A 16,356-nucleotide genomic window follows, 5' to 3' on the forward strand; every position below is an offset into this window, starting at 1 on the left:
ACATACGCCCGATATCGCACTACATATTACGCCGAAAAGCGCTATTTTTTGTCATAGCCACTACATTTCCCTCAATGCGTAATAGAAACAGTCTGCAACTGACAGGCGGCACCCGGGACCGTTACAATTACCGACTTTGTCGCAACGCTTGGAGCTCAACCTTCCGTGCCCGTTCTGCGTCTACCGCTTCTCCCTGCCGCGGCAGGTAAACAGCACTGGGGCAATCTCCCCGGTGCCGCCCTGAGCCTGGCCATTGCCGAGGCCGCCAGCGCCGCCAAGCGCTTCACCCTGCTGCTGACCGCCGACAGCCAAAGTGCCGAACGACTGGAACAGGAGCTGAGTTTCTTCGCCCCCGATTTGCCGGTGCTGCATTTCCCGGACTGGGAAACCCTGCCTTACGACCTGTTTTCGCCGCACCAGGACATCATCTCCCAGCGTATCGCCAGCCTGTATCGGCTGCCGGAACTGGGTCATGGCGTGCTGGTGGTGCCGATCACCACCGCCCTGCACCGCCTGGCCCCGACCCAGTTCCTGCTGGGCAGCAGCCTGGTGCTGGACATCGGCCAGAAACTCGACGTGGAGCAGATGCGCACACGCCTGGAGGCCACGGGTTACCGCTGTGTCGACACGGTCTACGAACACGGTGAGTTCGCCGTGCGCGGGGCCCTGATCGACCTGTTCCCGATGGGCAGCAAATTGCCCTACCGCATCGACCTGTTCGACGATGAGATCGAGACGCTGCGTACCTTCGATCCGGAAAACCAGCGTTCCATCGACAAGGTCGACTCGGTGCGCCTGTTGCCGGCCAAGGAGTTCCCGCTGCAGAAAGAAGCGCTCATCCGCTTCAAGGCGCGCTTTCGCGAACGCTTCGACGTCGACTTCCGCCGCTGCCCGATCTTCCAGGACCTGAACAGCGGGATCACACCCGCCGGTATCGAGTACTACCTGCCGCTGTTCTTCGAGGAAACCTCGACCCTGTTCGACTACCTGCCCCAGGACACCCAGGTGTTCTCCCTGCCGGGCATCGAGCAGGCGGCGGAAAACTTCTGGAACGATGTGCGCAATCGCTACGAGGAACGCCGCGTCGATCCGACCCGGCCGCTGCTGCCGCCGGCCGAACTGTTCCTGCCGGTGGAAGACTGCTTCGCCCGCCTGAAAAACTGGCCGCGGGTGGTCGCCAGCCAGCAGGACGTGGAAACCGGCATCGGCCGCGAACGCTTCCCCGCCCGCGAACTGCCGAACCTGGCGATCGAGGCCAAGGCCAACCAGCCGCTGGCGGCACTCGCCGAGTTCCTCGAGCAGTTCCCCGGCCGCGTGCTGTTCACCGCCGAATCCGCCGGGCGCCGGGAAGTCCTGCTGGAACTGCTCGAACGCCTGAAGCTGCGCCCCAGGACCGTCGACAGCTGGCCGGACTTTGTCGCGGGCAAGGAGCGCCTGGCGATCACCATCGCCCCGCTGGACGAAGGCCTGCTGCTGGACGACCCGGCCCTGGCACTGGTGGCCGAAAGCCCGCTGTTCGGTCAGCGCGTGATGCAGCGCCGGCGCCGGGAAAAACGCGCCGACGCCAACAACGACGCGGTGATCAAGAACCTCACCGAACTGCGTGAAGGGGCGCCGGTGGTGCATATCGACCACGGTGTCGGCCGCTACCTGGGCCTCGCCACCCTGGAGATCGACAACCAGGCCGCCGAATTCCTCACCCTGGAATACGCCGAGGGCGCCAAGCTCTACGTGCCAGTGGCCAACCTGCACCTGATCGCCCGCTATACCGGCAGCGACGACGCCCTGGCGCCGCTGCACCGCCTGGGCTCGGAAACCTGGCAGAAAGCCAAGCGCAAGGCCGCCGAACAGGTGCGCGACGTCGCCGCCGAACTGCTCGACATCTACGCCCGCCGTGCCGCCCGCGAAGGCTATGCGTTCGCCGATCCGAAAGCCGACTACGCGACCTTCAGCGCCGGCTTCCCGTTCGAGGAAACCCTGGACCAGCAGACCACCATCGAAGCCGTGCGCGCCGACATGCTGGCGGCCAAGCCGATGGACCGCCTGGTCTGCGGCGACGTCGGCTTCGGCAAGACCGAAGTGGCCATGCGCGCGGCCTTCATCGCCGTCCATGGCGGCAAGCAGGTGGCGATCCTGGTGCCCACCACCCTGCTCGCCCAGCAGCACTACAACAGCTTTCGCGACCGCTTCGCCGACTGGCCGGTCACCGTCGAGGTGATGAGCCGCTTCAAGTCCGCCAAGGAAGTGAACGCCGCCGTGGCGGACCTCGCCGAAGGCAAGATCGATATCGTCATCGGCACCCACAAGCTGCTGCAGGACGATGTGAAGATCAAGAACCTGGGCCTGGTGATCATCGACGAAGAACACCGGTTCGGCGTACGCCAGAAAGAACAGCTCAAGGCCCTGCGCAGCGAAGTCGACATCCTCACCCTGACCGCCACGCCGATTCCGCGCACGTTGAACATGGCGGTGTCGGGCATGCGCGACCTGTCGATCATCGCCACCCCGCCGGCACGCCGGCTGTCGGTGCGCACCTTCGTCATGGAGCAGAACAAGAGCACGGTCAAGGAAGCCCTGCTGCGCGAATTGCTCCGCGGCGGCCAGGTCTACTACCTGCACAACGACGTGAAGACCATCGAGAAATGCGCCGCCGACCTCGCCGAACTGGTGCCGGAGGCGCGCATCGGCATCGGCCACGGGCAGATGCGCGAGCGCGAGCTCGAACAGGTGATGAGCGACTTCTACCACAAGCGCTTCAACGTGCTGATCGCCTCGACCATCATCGAGACCGGCATCGACGTGCCGAGCGCCAACACCATTATCATCGAGCGCGCCGACAAGTTCGGCCTGGCCCAGTTGCACCAGTTGCGCGGCCGGGTCGGACGCAGTCACCACCAGGCCTACGCCTACCTGCTGACTCCGGGTCGCCAGCAGATCACCCCCGACGCGGAAAAGCGCCTGGAGGCCATCGCCAATACCCAGGACCTCGGTGCCGGCTTCGTGCTCGCCACCAACGACCTGGAAATCCGTGGCGCCGGCGAACTGCTGGGCGACGGCCAGAGCGGACAGATCCAGGCCGTGGGCTTCACCCTGTACATGGAAATGCTCGAACGGGCGGTCAAGGCCATTCGCAAGGGCGAACAGCCCAACCTCGACCAGCCCCTGGGCGGTGGTCCGGAAATCAACCTGCGCCTGCCGGCGCTGATCCCCGAAGACTACCTGCCGGACGTGCACGCACGCCTGATCCTCTACAAGCGCATCGCCTCGGCGACCGACGAAGAGGGTCTCAAGGACCTGCAAGTGGAAATGATCGACCGCTTCGGCCTGCTGCCGGAACCGACCAAGAACCTGGTGCGCCTGACCCTGCTCAAACTGCAGGCCGAGCAGCTGGGTATCAAGAAGGTCGACGGCGGCCCGCAAGGCGGACGCCTCGAGTTCGCGGCGGACACCCCGGTCGACCCGCTGTCGCTGATCAAGTTGATCCAGGGCCAGCCCAACCGCTACAAGTTCGAAGGTGCCACACTGTTCAAGTTCATGGTACCGATGGAACGCGCGGAAGAACGCTTCAATACACTGGAGGCGCTGTTCGAGCGCCTCACCCCGAAATCTGCCTGAAGGACGCCCTATGCGCCTGATCCCCTTGCTGACCCTGTTGCTGGTCCTGATCGCCCCGGCGGCGATGGCCGACGAGTTGTATCTGATCGAAATGATCCTGGTCCGGCAGAACCTGGAACAACCCTTCCAGAGCCAGCCGGCGCCCGAGGACTGGGCCAAGGGCGCCACACCGATCACCGCCGAGCAGGAGCGCACCCCCAGCCTCAACGAGATGACGGCCAAGCTGGGCGCCAGCGGCAACTACCAGGTGCTGCTGCACAAGGCCTGGCAACAGACCCTGGGCGACCAGCCGAGCCTGGTGTCGATCACCGCCGGCCAGGAACAGTTCGGCCAGTTCCCGGTACAGGGCACACTGAGTTTCACCCTCAAGCGCTTCACCGACGTGCAGGCGCAATTCTGGGTCAACCAGTTCGACAGCAACGGCGTGGTCAGCACCAGCGAACGCCTGAGCCAGACCAGCCAGACCAAGAACGGCCAACTCAATTTCCTCGACGCCGGCCACCTGGCCCTGCTGCTCAAGGTCACCTCGCTCGCCGCCTCGAAACGCGAAGCACCGTCGCAGAACCTCGACCAGTGAAAGCCCGATGCCCTCGTCCCTGACGCCCAGCCTGACGAAACCGCTCGCCGCGTCCTGGGTCAGTCGCTTCAAGGAACAGAGCCTGGAACGGGGTCGGCGCTACGCCCTGGAAAATCGCGTCAGGATCGTCCAGGCCGGCGACAGCACCATCACCGCCAGTTGCGAAGGCTCGGGTGGCAACACCTACCGCCAGACCATTCACCTGCGCGAATCCTCCAAGGGCACGCTGCTGGTGGTCGACGCCACCTGCACCTGCCCGGTGCGCAACCGCTGCAAGCACACCGCCGCGGTGTTGCTGCAGGTCCAGGAAACCCTCGCCTACCCCGCCGCGGAAAAGGACGCCGAACTGCTGGAGAAGCTCCAGGCCGTGCTGGATGCGCGCACGCCATCGCCCTTGCCGCAGCAGCAGGTCGACGACCTGATGCCGGTACCGCGCCTGTGGCTGGCAAGTATCGAATTCAGCGCCTTCGAACCGCGCAACGGGCGGATGCAACGCTACATCCAGCATCGGGCGGCACTGTCCTTCGACTACCTGGGTGAATACGTCAGCGGCCAGAAGAACGCCGATATCATCCTGCGCCAGGAACACCAGAGCCTGCGTATCAAGCGTCAGCCCGAAGCGGAAAAGGCCTGTCGCGAGCAACTGCGCCAGCTGGGCTTCAAGATCGCCACGCGCCAGAGCAAGGCCCTGCCGGAAAGTGCCGGCGAGCTGTTCGAAATGGTCAATGACAGCGCCTGGCTGAACTTCACCCTGAACGAACTGCCGGGCCTTCGCGAGCAGGGCTGGCAATTGCAGGTCGAAGAGGACTTCGGTTTCGACCTCAGCCCCGTCGAGGACTGGTACGCCACGGTCGACGAAGCCCCCGAGCGTGACTGGTTCGACCTGGAACTGGGGATCATCGTCAACGGCGAGCGCCTGAGCCTGCTGCCGATCCTGCTGAACCTGGTGCGTTCGCACACCGAACTGCTCAATCCCGAACGCCTGGCCCGGCGCCGCGACGATGAACTGATCCTGGTGAATATCCCGGCCTCGCCCGGCGGCAGCCACGGACCGCTCCAGGTGGCGCTGCCCTATGGTCGCCTGAAGCCGGTACTGAACACCCTGGGCGAGTTCTACCTGCAGGAGCCCGGCACCACCCGCCTGCGCCTGAGCCATGCCGATGCGACCCGGCTCAACCCACTGGACGAGCTTTCACTGCTGTGGGAAGGCGGCGAACAGATCCGCGGCCTCGCCCAGCGGCTGCGGGATATCCGCGACTACAGCGCGGCGATCCCCGAAGGCCTCAACGCCACCCTGCGCCCCTATCAGCACGAGGGCCTGAGCTGGATGCAGTCCCTCAGGCAACTGGAGGTCGGCGGCATCCTGGCCGACGACATGGGCCTGGGCAAAACCTTGCAGACCCTGGCCCACATCCTGAGCGAAAAGCTGGCCGGGCGCCTCGACCGCCCCTGCATGGTGGTGATGCCCACCAGCCTGATTCCCAACTGGCTGGACGAGGCCGCGCACTTCACTCCGCAACTCAAGGTGCTGGCGCTGTACGGCGTCGGGCGCAAGAAGCATTTCGAGCAATTGCAGGATTACGACCTGCTGCTGACCACCTATGCCCTGCTGCCCAAGGATATCGAACGCCTCAAGGCCCAGCCGCTGCACGTGCTGGTACTCGACGAGGCGCAGTACATCAAGAACCCCGGCAGCAAGGCCGCCCAGGCCGCCCGTGAACTGGATGCGCGACAACGCCTGTGCCTGAGCGGCACGCCGCTGGAAAACCACCTGGGCGAGCTCTGGTCGCTGTTTCACTTCCTGTTGCCGGGCTGGCTGGGCGACGTGAAGAGCTTCAACCGCGACTACCGCATCCCGATCGAAAAACACGCCAGCGAAGTCCGCCTGCAACACCTCAACGGCCGGATAAAGCCCTTCCTGCTGCGCCGCACCAAGGAGCAGGTCGCCACCGAACTGCCACCCAAGACCGAGATCATCCACTGGGTCGATCTCAACGAGGCCCAGCGCGATGTCTACGAGACCATGCGCCTGGCCATGGACAAGAAGGTCCGGGCCGAGATCACCCGCAAAGGCGTGGCCCGCAGCCAGATCATCATCCTCGAGGCACTGCTCAAGCTGCGCCAGGTCTGCTGTGACCTGCGCCTGGTCAACGACGCCCCGCTGCCCACGCGCGGCGGCACCTCCGGCAAGCTCGACAGCCTGATGGAGATGCTCGAGGAGTTGCTCGACGAAGGCCGGCGCATCCTGCTGTTCTCGCAGTTCACCTCGATGCTTTCGCTGATCGAGGCGGAATTGCGCAAACGCGGAGTGGTTTATGCGTTGCTGACCGGGCAGACCCGCGACCGGCGCACCCCCGTCAAGGATTTCCAGGACGGCAAACTGCAGATTTTCCTCATCAGCCTCAAGGCCGGCGGCGTGGGACTGAACCTCACCGAGGCCGATACCGTGATCCACTACGATCCGTGGTGGAACCCGGCCGCCGAGAACCAGGCCACCGACCGCGCCTATCGGATCGGCCAGGAGAAGCCGGTGTTCGTCTACAAGATGATTGCCCGCGGCACGGTGGAGGAGAAGATCCAGCACCTGCAGCAGGAAAAATCGGACCTGGCCGCCGGCGTGCTCGACGGGCGCCAGGCCGGTGACTGGCAGTTGCAGAACGACGATATCGAAGCCCTGTTCGCGCCGCTGCCGGACAAGAAAGCCGGCCGTTAACGACCCGCCGCGAGCACCCGCGCCAGGGTCGACTTCACCTGCCCCATGCCGTCATGCAGTGCCTGCTCGATCTCGGCCATGGTGATCACCGCCGTCGACTTGCCCGCCGCCGGGTTCACCACCAGGGCCAGGCAGGCGTAGTCCAGCGCCAGTTCGCGGGCCAGCGCGGCTTCCGGCATGCCGGTCATGCCGACGATGTCGCAGCCGTCGCGCTCCAGCCGGGCGATCTCGGCCACCGTCTCCAGCCGCGGTCCCTGGGTGCAGGCGTAGACGCCATGGCTGCTGTAGGCACAGCCCTCGGCCGCCAGCGCCGCAATCAGTTGTTCCCGCAGCCCTTCACTGTAGGGATAGCTGAAGTCGATATGGGTCACCTGCTCCAGGTCATCGGCAAAGTAGGTGTGCTGACGACCGCTGGTGTAATCGATCAACTGATGCGGCACGCAGAAATGTCCGGTGCCCATCGCCGCATGAATCCCGCCCACGGCGTTGACCGCCAGGATCGCCTCGGCGCCCGCCTGTTTCAGCGCCCAGAGATTGGCCCGGTAGTTCACCTGATGCGGCGGAAAACGGTGCGGATGCCCGTGGCGGGCCAGGAACAAGACTTCACGACCGGCGTATTCGCCGATCTGGATAGCCGCCGAAGGGGCGCCGTAGGGCGTATCCACCGTCAACGACTGACGAATGCTCAAGCCTTCGAGCTGGGTCAGGCCCGTGCCGCCGATAATCGCGTATACCGTCATGCAGGACTCCTCAGTCAATCAGTTGAGCATCCTTGAGCGCCGTGAGTGCCGACAGCCAGCGCGGGTCCTGGCGGTAGTCCGTGCGGGCGAACCCCTGGCCGCGCATCCGCGCAATACGCGGCGACGGCTTGACCTTCAGGCGCTGGGCAGCACTCAAGGCCAGTTCGGCGGCCGCGCGGTCGTTGCACACCAGGCCCATGTCACAGCCGGCGGACAGTGCCGCTTCGATCCGGCTGGCGGCATCGCCGACCACATGAGCGCCGGCCATCGACAGGTCGTCACTGAAGATAACCCCATCGAATTGCAATTCGCCGCGCAGAATCTCCTGCAGCCAACGGCGGGAGAAGCCGGCGGGTTGCGCATCGACCTGTGGATAGATCACATGGGCCGGCATCACCGCGGCCAACTGCCGGCTCAAGCGGGCGAAAGGCAACAAGTCATTGGCGCGGATCTCGTCCAGGCTGCGCTCGTCCGTGGGAATCGCCACATGGGAGTCGGCCTCGGCCCAGCCATGACCGGGGAAATGCTTGCCGGTGGCGGCCATGCCGGCGCCGTTCATGCCACGGATAAACGCCCCGGCCAGCAACGCCGCACGCTCGGGATCGCCCTCGAAGGCGCGACTGCCGACCACCGCGCTGCGCTGGTAATCCAGGTCCAGTACCGGCGCGAAGCTGAGGTCCAGGCCCACCGCGAGTACCTCGGTGGCCATCAGCCAGCCACATTGCTCGGCCAGGTATTCGGCGTTCGGATTGTCGGCAATGGCGCGCATCGCCGGCAAGCGCACGAAGCCCTGGCGCAGGCGCTGCACCCGTCCGCCTTCCTGGTCGACCGCCAGCAACAGGTCCGGGCGCACGGCCCGAATGGCCGCGCTCAGTTCGCGGACCTGGCGCGGGTGCTCGATATTGCGGGCAAAGATGATCAGGCCGCCGACTTCCGGCTGGCGCAACAACTGGCGATCTTCAGCCGTCAGCCAGGTACCGGCGACGTCCACCATCAGGGAGCCTTGCAGGGCAGTACTCATAGGGAATCCTTGGACAAAAGTGCCCGTCGTCCTCGCGGACCTGCACGGCGGCCGGCGACAGACAGGCACGCCGACACCTCGCCATGGACAGCGCCAGGCAAGCGGGAACGGGCAAGGGGGACTTGGAGCAGAAAGAAATCAGGCATGGCTGCCAGCTTAGCGGATCGAAGCCGGCGCGCCCACCCGCAACCTGTTAAACCTTGGCCACCGTCGGCGTCGACTTGCTGCGCGGGCGCAATTGCGCCGCCGCCATGGAAGCGTCGGTCACACCGCTGTCGGCGCGCATGCCGGCCGCCAGGAACGGCACCATCAGGCGCATGACCTGCTCGATGGAGGTGTTGACCCCGAAGTCGGTCTCGGCAATCGCCCGCAGCGCCTTGATCCCCGACATGCTGAACGCCGCCGCCCCGAGCATGAAGTGCACGCGCCAGAACAGTTCGATCGGTGGAATCCGCGGCGCGGCATCGTTGACCAGCAGCATGTAGCGACGGAACACCTTGCCGTACATGTCCTCCAGGTAGCGGCGCAGGTGGCCCTGGCTCTGGCTGAAGGCCAGCCCCAGCAAGCGCATGAAGATCGACAGGTCGTTGCCGCTGCGCGGTTGCACCACCAGCGCCTGCTCGACGAGGATTTCCAGCAGTTCTTCCAGCCCGGGCTTGACCTCGGGCTTGGCCTGGCGGCGCTCCAGCTCGCGGTCGAGGCTGATGCAGAACGGCCCGAGGAAACGCGAGAACACCGCCTGGATCAAGGCTTTCTTCGAGCCGAAATGATAATTCACCGCCGCGAGGTTGACCCCCGCCTTGCTGGTGATCAAGCGCAATGAGGTCTCGGCGAAACCTTTTTCCGCGAACAATTGCTCGGCAGCATCGAGAATGCGTTCAACGGTTTCCGACTGGGCCATGGTTACTCCGCCTGACAAACACTTGTTTGAAACATACGTTTCAGCCCCGGGAATGTCAAGCCTGACGGTCCGTTCATGGCCCGCCGGTCAGGCATTAAACCATACAATCCGGGGGCTGTAGCCACCCTGCAGATCCGCTTTGTGCGCAACGCCCCGGTGACCGTCCGGCGGACGTGAGAAAAAGGAGGATTGCCAAGCGCCTTTCACTGTATATAATCCCAGTCACTGTATAAAAAGACAGAGCGCTCGAAATGATAAAACTGACGCCACGCCAAGCTGAGATTCTGGCTTTTATCAAACGTTGCCTGGACGACAATGGTTATCCGCCCACCCGTGCGGAAATTGCCCTGGAGCTGGGGTTCAAATCACCGAACGCCGCTGAAGAGCACCTCAAGGCCCTGGCCCGCAAGGGCGCGATCGAAATGACCCCTGGCGCGTCCCGCGGCATTCGCATCCCCGGCTTCGAAGCCAAGGTAGACGAGTCCACCCTGCCGATCATCGGCCGCGTTGCCGCTGGCGCACCCATTCTCGCCCAACAACACGTCGAAGAATCCTGCAACATCAACCCGACCTTCTTCCATCCCCGGGCCGACTATCTGTTGCGCGTTCACGGCATGAGCATGAAGGACGTCGGCATTTTCGACGGCGACCTGCTGGCCGTGCATACCTGTCGCGAAGCCCGTAACGGCCAGATCGTGGTGGCGCGGATTGGCGACGACGTCACCGTCAAGCGCTTCAAGCGCGAAGGCAGCAAGGTCTGGCTGCTGGCGGAAAACCCCGAGTTCGCCCCCATCGAAGTCAACCTGAAAGACCAGGACTTCGTCATCGAAGGTTTGAGTGTCGGCGTCATTCGCCGCTGAAGGAGGCGTCATGCAATTCCCGCAAACCCCACAACACGCACAACTCCCCCTGTTCGAAGCGTTCATGGCGCAGCCGCTCGCGCCCCTGCTCAAGGAGGTGGTCGAAGCCCCCTGGAGCAGCGAACCAGAAGTCTTCAGCGAGGCGTCGTTGCGGGGGGCTGCCGGGAGTTGCCTGAGCCTGCTGGCCCCCATCCTGCGGGAATTGAGCCAGGATCAGGAGGCCCGCTGGCTGACCCTGATCGCACCACCCTCAAGCCTGACACAGGCCTGGCTACGGGACGCCGGACTCAACCGCGAGCGGATTCTACTCTTGCAACCGAGCAGCGCCCAAAGCGCACTGCAATTGACCTGTGAAGCCTTGCGCCTGGGCCGCAGCCACACCGTGGTCAGCTGGCTGAACCCGCTGAACGCGAACGCCCGCCAACAGTTGATCAGCGCGGCTCGTCAAGGCGATGCGCAAAGTCTGAATATTCGCTTGGGCTGACTGATTGAACGGCCGTCAGGGCCGATAGTGCACAGCGATCACGGCAGGGCTTCTCCAGGACAGGGAAGCCGATCTGAAACGCCATCTACCGCCGAACGAGCCTTGGTTTCAGTGAAGAACCCGTGGCCCGCCGTCGTCCTTCTCGATTTCACCTTCGACCAAACGCCCGGCCATCTGCACGCCCACGCTCAACATGGCCTTGGCCACCTCGACGTGCTGGCCCTGCAGGAATGCCTTGGCATCTTCGGAAAAGTTAAGGGTCACCAGAGAACCTTCGTCCTCGGCCCGACGCAGCTCGATACGGCCGTCCGGCAGCTCGACAATTTCTAGAAAGGACGTAGGCATAGTGTCTGTTCTCCACGAAAGACCGCCATTATATCAGTCATCGACGGCCCCTCGCAGGAGAACTGCAGCGCTTTCTTTACCGCTTGATGAACATCTGACAGATGGAGACTGCTTTTTTAGAGGAAAAGGACGACAAAATAATCGACCTCCGTTCATCCATATGCCGACTCAATCACTCAGCACTCGCTGAGTCCATCGCGAAAGCGGATCGCCAGCCCCTTCAGATTCTGCCGCCAGCTCTCCAGCTCCTCACGCCCCAGTTCGGGCGCCTCTTCCTCATCCAGGCTGACCGCCACGATCAACGGCTGCAGCACATCGCCCTTGACCTTCCTGGGGGCCTGGGGCGGCAGATACAGTGCGGCATGCGCACTGATCAGGCGAGCCAGCCAGGTTTGCGGGCTCTGGGCCAACTCCACCAGCTCGGCCATTTCCGGAATGGCGATCGCCTCCAATACCTCCCGGGTCAGCAGCAACTCGGCCCGCGGCGCAGCAGCCTGGGGCAGGCGGTAGAAGCCGGCAATCTCATGGCAGAGCCCGAGCAACGCACCGTACAGATGAAACACCGCCGCTTCGCGCTCGGCCTGGATCAGCGCCAGGGCATTCATCGCCCGGCTCTCCTCGGCCTTGCCCAGGGCTTCCAGGGCGAGGCCGGCATAAAAGATCTTCTGGTTGGTGCGGGTATAGAGTTCGTTAGCCATGACGGCACGCTCCACGAAAAAAGGCCACAGGCAGGTCATTCAGTTTCAGGGATCGACCAAGTCCGCCGCAAGCCCAAAAAACAAAGGCCGCGTGAAAACCCAGGTTTTCACGCGGCCTTGGTGCTCACGCCCGATCAGCGGATCGGACGCTTATCTCACGAGCGCTTGTCTTCGACCGCCCACTTGCTCCCGCTGTAGAACGCGCGCCAGCCGGTCGGCTTGCCGTCCACTTCGGTCTGCACGTACTGCTCCTTGGTCTTGCGACTGTAGCGAATGACCGCCGGACGACCGTCCGGGTCCTTCTGCGGAGCCTCGCACAGGAAGTGGTACTTGGGATCGATCTCGTCCTTGTGGGGCAGGATCTCGATCACCAGCGGTGCACGGGTTTCACGGTTTTTCGGGAACTGGCTGGCAGCCAGGAACAGGCCGGAAGCGCCGTCACGCAGGATGTAGGTGTCGTTGACCTTCTCGCACTGGAGCTCCGGCATCTTCACCGGGTCCATCTTCGGCGGCGCCGCGTCACCGCTCTTGAGCAGCTTGCGGGTGTTCTTGCAGGTCGGATTGGTGCAACCGAAGAACTTGCCGAAACGACCGGTCTTGAGCTGCATCTCGCTGCCGCACTTGTCGCATTCCAGGCTCGGGCCTTCATAGCCCTTGATGCGGTAGCTGCCCTCTTCGATCTCGTAGCCGGCGCAATCGGGGTTGTTGCCACAGATGTGCAGCTTGCGCTTTTCGTCCAGCAGGTAGGCGTCCATCGCCGTGCTGCAGATCGGGCAGCGATGCTTGCCACGCAGCACCAGGGATTCGGATTCACCCTCGTCATCGGCCGCGATTTCATCGCCCGGCACCAGGTTGACGGTAGCCTTGCAGCGCTCCTTGGGCGGCAGGCTGTAGCCCGAGCAGCCGAGGAACACACCGGTGGAGGCGGTCCGAATCTGCATCGGCCGGCCGCAGGTCAGGCACGGGATGTCGGTCATCACCGGCTGGTTGGCGCGCATGCCGCTCTCGGGGCTTTCCGCCACTTCGAGCTTTTTCTTGAAGTCGCCGTAGAACTCGTCGAGCACGTTCTTCCAGTCGCGCTCACCCTGGGCCACGTCGTCGAGGTGCTCTTCCATGCTGGCGGTAAAACCGTAGTCCATCAGGTCGGAGAAGCTCTCCGCCAGGCGCTCGGTGACGATATCGCCCATCTTCTCGGAGTAGAAACGGCGGTTGTGCAGCGCCACATAACCACGGTCCTGGATGGTGGAAATGATCGCCGCATAGGTCGAAGGACGACCGATGCCACGCTTTTCCATTTCCTTGACCAGGCTGGCTTCGGAGTAACGCGCCGGCGGCTTGGTGAAGTGCTGGGTCGGATCGAGCTGGATCAGCTTCATCACCTCGCCCTGGGCCATGTCCGGCAACACGTCGTCATCGCCCGGCTTGCTCATTTGCGGCAGCACCCGGGTGTAACCGTCGAACTTGAGGATACGACCCTTGGCACGCAGCTCGAAGTCACCGGCGGCGACGCTGACGGTGGTCGACAGGTATTGCGCCGGCAGCATCTGGCAGGCCACGAACTGGCGCCAGATCAGCTCGTAGAGACGCTCGGCGTCACGTTCCATGCCCGACAGCTTGCTCGGGTCGGTGTTCACATCCGAAGGACGGATGGCTTCGTGAGCTTCCTGCGCGCCTTCCTTGCTGCTGTAGACGTTAGGTGCGGACGGCAGGTATTTCGCGCCGAACTCGCTTTCGATATAGGTCCGCGCCATCGCCACGGCATCGGCCGAGAGGTTGGTGGAGTCGGTACGCATATAGGTGATGTAGCCCGCTTCGTACAAGCGCTGGGCCATCATCATGGTCTTCTTCACCCCGAAGCCCAGGCGGTTGCTCGCGGCCTGCTGCAGGGTGGAGGTAATGAAAGGGGCCGACGGCTTGCTGCTGGTCGGTTTGTCCTCGCGCTTGGCGATGGTATAGGCCGACGCCTTGAGCTTCTCCAGGGCCGCCATGGCCTGGGCTTCATTGAGCGGCTTGAAGGCCTCGCCGTTCTCGCGCGCCACTTCGAAGCGCACCTTGGCGCCCTTGGCGGTGCCGAGGTCGGCGTGGACTTCCCAGTATTCTTCGGGGTTGAACGCACGGATCTCGCGCTCACGCTCGACCACCAGCTTCACCGCCACCGACTGCACGCGACCGGCGGACAGGCCACGGGCGATCTTCGACCACAGCAGCGGCGAAACCATGTAACCCACGACACGGTCGAGGAAACGCCGGGCCTGCTGGGCGTTGACGCGGTCGATGTCCAGCTCGCCAGGCGCCGAGAAGGCTTCCTGGATGGCCTTCTTGGTGATTTCGTTGAACACCACGCGCTTGTAGCGGTCGTCATCGCCACCGATGGCTTCGCGCAGGTGCCAGGCAATGGCTTCCCCTTCGCGGTCCAAGTCCGTCGCGAGATAGATGGTGTCGGCATCCTTGGCCAGGCGGCGCAGCTCCTCGATCACCTTCTCCTTGCCGGGAAGGATCTCGTAGCGGGCTTTCCAACCGTGGTCCGGATCGACACCCATGCGCGAGACCAGCTGCTTGCGCGCCTTCTCCTTCGCCGACAGCACAGGGGCTTCGCCAGCCGCCGCCTTGCCGCGCTTGGCAGCAGGCTCTTTGGTGGCGCTCGCCGAACCGCTGGTGGGCAGGTCTCGGATATGGCCGATACTCGACTTCACCACGTACTGGGTACCCAAGTACTTGTTGATGGTCTTGGCCTTAGCCGGGGATTCCACAATGACCAGCGATTTGCCCATGGATCAGAAAATTCCTGAATGCTAGAAGTGAGAGGCGGCCTGCGCCTGACGCGGCACCGCTATATATAGTGGCTACAAGGTGAGGTCAAGCACAGGGTTCTGCGCGCCCTCCCCTCAAGGCCTTGAAAAAAGGCTCGGTTCAGCTTGCACCAAAGCAAAGCGCGGGACCTGTTCGCCGTCAACCTCGACCGACTCCAGGAACATGCTCAAGGGACGTACCCAGAAGCCGTAATCGCCATACAGGGCTTGGTAGAACACCAGTTCCTCGTTGGTCTCGGAGTGCCGTGCAACGTTGAAAACGCGGTACTGCGGTCCCTTGTAATGCTGATAGAGCCCGGGTTCCAGTTTCATGTATCGGCTCCTTACAAATAAAAATAAAAAAATTCGGAAAAACAAAAGCCGGGGCACCAGGCCCCGGCTTCCTTCGACGAGACGCTTAGACGCGTTCGAAGACGGTGGCGATGCCCTGGCCGAGACCAATGCACATGGTGGACACCCCGAGGGTACCGCCATTCTGCTTCATCACGTTGAGCAAGGTGCCGGAAATCCGCGCACCGGAACAACCGAACGGGTGGCCCAAGGCAATCGCGCCGCCGTGCAGGTTAACCTTCTCGTTCATCTTGTCGAGCACTTTCAGGTCCTTGAGCACGGGCAGGGCCTGTGCGGCGAAGGCTTCGTTGAGCTCGAAGAAGTCGATGTCGGAGATGGCCAGGCCCGCACGCTTGAGGGCTTTCTGGGTCGCCGGTACCGGACCGTAGCCCATGATCGCCGGATCGACACCCGCCACGGCCATGGAACGGATCACCGCCAACGGCTGGATCCCCAGGTCCTGGGCACGCTGCGCCGACATCACGATCATGCACGAGGCGCCGTCGGTGATCTGCGAGGAAGTCCCCGCCGTCACGGTACCGCCCTTGGGGTTGAACGCCGGCTTCAAGGCCGCCAGGCTTTCCAGGGTGGTTTCCGGACGGATGGTTTCGTCGTAGTCGAACACCTTCAGGAAGCCGTTCTCGTCATACCCTTGCATCGGGATGATCTCGTCCTTGAACTTGCCTTCCACGGTGGCCTTGTGGGCCAACTGGTGGGAGCGCACGCCGAAGGCGTCCTGCTGCTCGCGGGTGATGCCGTGCATCTTGCCGAGCATTTCCGCAGTCAGCCCCATCATGCCCGAGGCTTTCGCCGCGTACAGGGACATGTGCGGGTTCGGATCGACACCGTGCATCATGCCCACATGGCCCATATGCTCGACGCCGCCGACGACGAAAACGTCACCGTTGCCGGTCATGATCGCCTGGGCGGCGGTGTGCAGCGCACTCATCGACGAACCGCACAGGCGGCTGACAGTCTGGCCGGCGGCGGTATGCGGGATCTGGGTCATCAGCGACGCCATGCGGGCGATGTTCCAGCCCTGCTCCAGGGTCTGGTTCACACAGCCCCAGATCACGTCCTCGACTTCGTTCGGGTCGACCTTGACGTTGCGTTCCAGCAGTTTGCTGATCAGGTGCGCCGACATGTCCTCGGCGCGGGTGTTGCGGTGCATGCCGCCCTTGGAGCGGCCCATCGGCGTACGACCGAAGTCGACAATCACGACGTCTCTAGGATTCAAGCTCATATCGTTCACTCTCGCTCTG

The 16,356-nt window shown here is 63.6% G+C and carries 13 protein-coding genes; 5 read left to right on the forward strand and 8 right to left on the reverse strand.

Translation table 11 applies throughout. The features are described from left to right. The first annotated feature begins 165 nt into the window (after positions 1-165). The 3 genes from mfd to UCMB321_RS01120 are packed head-to-tail and all read left to right on the forward strand — an operon-like array spanning position 166 to position 6,905. Entirely contained in the window at positions 166-3,615 is a 3,450-nt protein-coding gene (gene mfd, locus UCMB321_RS01110; protein WP_040063179.1) for a transcription-repair coupling factor, read from the forward strand. Between the two features lie 10 nt (positions 3,616-3,625). Further along, a complete protein-coding gene (locus UCMB321_RS01115) occupies positions 3,626-4,192 on the forward strand; it encodes a CsiV family protein (RefSeq protein WP_040063181.1) in 567 nt (188 codons plus the stop codon). Positions 4,193-4,211: 19 nt separating this feature from the next. Continuing rightward, positions 4,212-6,905, forward strand: a complete 2,694-nt coding sequence (locus tag UCMB321_RS01120; RefSeq protein WP_040063546.1) for a DEAD/DEAH box helicase — start codon at positions 4,212-4,214, stop codon at positions 6,903-6,905. Here UCMB321_RS01120 and UCMB321_RS01125 read toward each other — a convergent pair. The 3 genes from UCMB321_RS01125 to UCMB321_RS01135 all read right to left on the reverse strand — a co-directional run bounded on the left by UCMB321_RS01125 (position 6,902) and on the right by UCMB321_RS01135 (position 9,567). Continuing rightward, positions 6,902-7,645, reverse strand: coding sequence for an S-methyl-5'-thioinosine phosphorylase (locus tag UCMB321_RS01125; RefSeq protein WP_040063183.1), 744 nt, complete (start codon positions 7,643-7,645; stop codon positions 6,902-6,904). The two genes, UCMB321_RS01120 and UCMB321_RS01125, sit on opposite strands and share 4 nt — an antisense overlap. A 10-nt stretch (positions 7,646-7,655) precedes the next feature. Next, entirely contained in the window at positions 7,656-8,654 is a 999-nt protein-coding gene (gene nagZ / locus UCMB321_RS01130) for a beta-N-acetylhexosaminidase (RefSeq protein ID WP_209437118.1), read from the reverse strand. 205 nt (positions 8,655-8,859) lie between these two features. Further along, a complete protein-coding gene (locus UCMB321_RS01135) occupies positions 8,860-9,567 on the reverse strand; it encodes a TetR/AcrR family transcriptional regulator (protein WP_040063185.1) in 708 nt (235 codons plus the stop codon). Positions 9,568-9,818: 251 nt separating this feature from the next. On the opposite strand from UCMB321_RS01135, the gene lexA reads away from it, so the two are divergent. Then, entirely contained in the window at positions 9,819-10,427 is a 609-nt protein-coding gene (gene lexA / locus UCMB321_RS01140; protein WP_040063186.1) for a transcriptional repressor LexA, read from the forward strand. Positions 10,428-10,437: 10 nt separating this feature from the next. Continuing rightward, positions 10,438-10,911, forward strand: coding sequence for an SOS-induced cell division inhibitor SulA (gene sulA / locus UCMB321_RS01145; RefSeq protein WP_040063187.1), 474 nt, complete (start codon positions 10,438-10,440; stop codon positions 10,909-10,911). A 108-nt stretch (positions 10,912-11,019) separates the two neighbouring features. Here sulA and UCMB321_RS01150 read toward each other — a convergent pair whose 3' ends face one another. From UCMB321_RS01150 to fadA, 5 genes are all read right to left on the reverse strand, one after another. Then, positions 11,020-11,256 carry a hypothetical protein gene (locus tag UCMB321_RS01150; protein WP_040063188.1) on the reverse strand — a complete coding sequence of 79 codons (237 nt, stop codon included), beginning with the start codon at positions 11,254-11,256 and terminating at the stop codon, positions 11,020-11,022. Positions 11,257-11,432: 176 nt separating this feature from the next. Next, positions 11,433-11,954 (reverse strand): DUF6586 family protein, encoded by a 522-nt coding sequence (locus tag UCMB321_RS01155; RefSeq protein ID WP_040063549.1) that lies wholly within the window; start codon positions 11,952-11,954, stop codon positions 11,433-11,435. 155 nt (positions 11,955-12,109) lie between these two features. Further along, a complete protein-coding gene (gene topA, locus UCMB321_RS01160; protein WP_040063189.1) occupies positions 12,110-14,725 on the reverse strand; it encodes a type I DNA topoisomerase in 2,616 nt (871 codons plus the stop codon). Positions 14,726-14,839: 114 nt separating this feature from the next. Beyond that, a complete protein-coding gene (locus tag UCMB321_RS01165) occupies positions 14,840-15,076 on the reverse strand; it encodes a DUF1653 domain-containing protein (protein WP_040063192.1) in 237 nt (78 codons plus the stop codon). A gap of 85 nt (positions 15,077-15,161) precedes the next feature. Continuing rightward, positions 15,162-16,337, reverse strand: a complete 1,176-nt coding sequence (gene fadA / locus UCMB321_RS01170; RefSeq protein WP_040063197.1) for an acetyl-CoA C-acyltransferase FadA — start codon at positions 16,335-16,337, stop codon at positions 15,162-15,164. Between the last annotated feature and the right edge of the window lie 19 nt (positions 16,338-16,356).

Source organism: Pseudomonas batumici (genome assembly GCF_000820515.1).
GTDB classification, from domain to species: Bacteria; Pseudomonadota; Gammaproteobacteria; order Pseudomonadales; family Pseudomonadaceae; genus Aquipseudomonas; species Aquipseudomonas batumici.

Excerpts from the sequence above, each read along its gene's own strand:
- UCMB321_RS01150 (WP_040063188.1), bottom strand. The coding sequence starts at position 11,256 with ATGCCTACGTCCTTTCTAGAAATTGTCGAGCTGCCGGACGGCCGTATC.
- UCMB321_RS01115 (WP_040063181.1), top strand. The coding sequence starts at position 3,626 with ATGCGCCTGATCCCCTTGCTGACCCTGTTGCTGGTCCTGATCGCCCCG.
- fadA (WP_040063197.1), bottom strand. The coding sequence starts at position 16,337 with ATGAGCTTGAATCCTAGAGACGTCGTGATTGTCGACTTCGGTCGTACG.
- UCMB321_RS01155 (WP_040063549.1), bottom strand. The coding sequence starts at position 11,954 with ATGGCTAACGAACTCTATACCCGCACCAACCAGAAGATCTTTTATGCC.
- lexA (WP_040063186.1), top strand. The coding sequence starts at position 9,819 with ATGATAAAACTGACGCCACGCCAAGCTGAGATTCTGGCTTTTATCAAA.
- UCMB321_RS01135 (WP_040063185.1), bottom strand. The coding sequence starts at position 9,567 with ATGGCCCAGTCGGAAACCGTTGAACGCATTCTCGATGCTGCCGAGCAA.
- sulA (WP_040063187.1), top strand. The coding sequence starts at position 10,438 with ATGCAATTCCCGCAAACCCCACAACACGCACAACTCCCCCTGTTCGAA.
- UCMB321_RS01165 (WP_040063192.1), bottom strand. The coding sequence starts at position 15,076 with ATGAAACTGGAACCCGGGCTCTATCAGCATTACAAGGGACCGCAGTAC.
- UCMB321_RS01125 (WP_040063183.1), bottom strand. The coding sequence starts at position 7,645 with ATGACGGTATACGCGATTATCGGCGGCACGGGCCTGACCCAGCTCGAA.
- topA (WP_040063189.1), bottom strand. The coding sequence starts at position 14,725 with ATGGGCAAATCGCTGGTCATTGTGGAATCCCCGGCTAAGGCCAAGACC.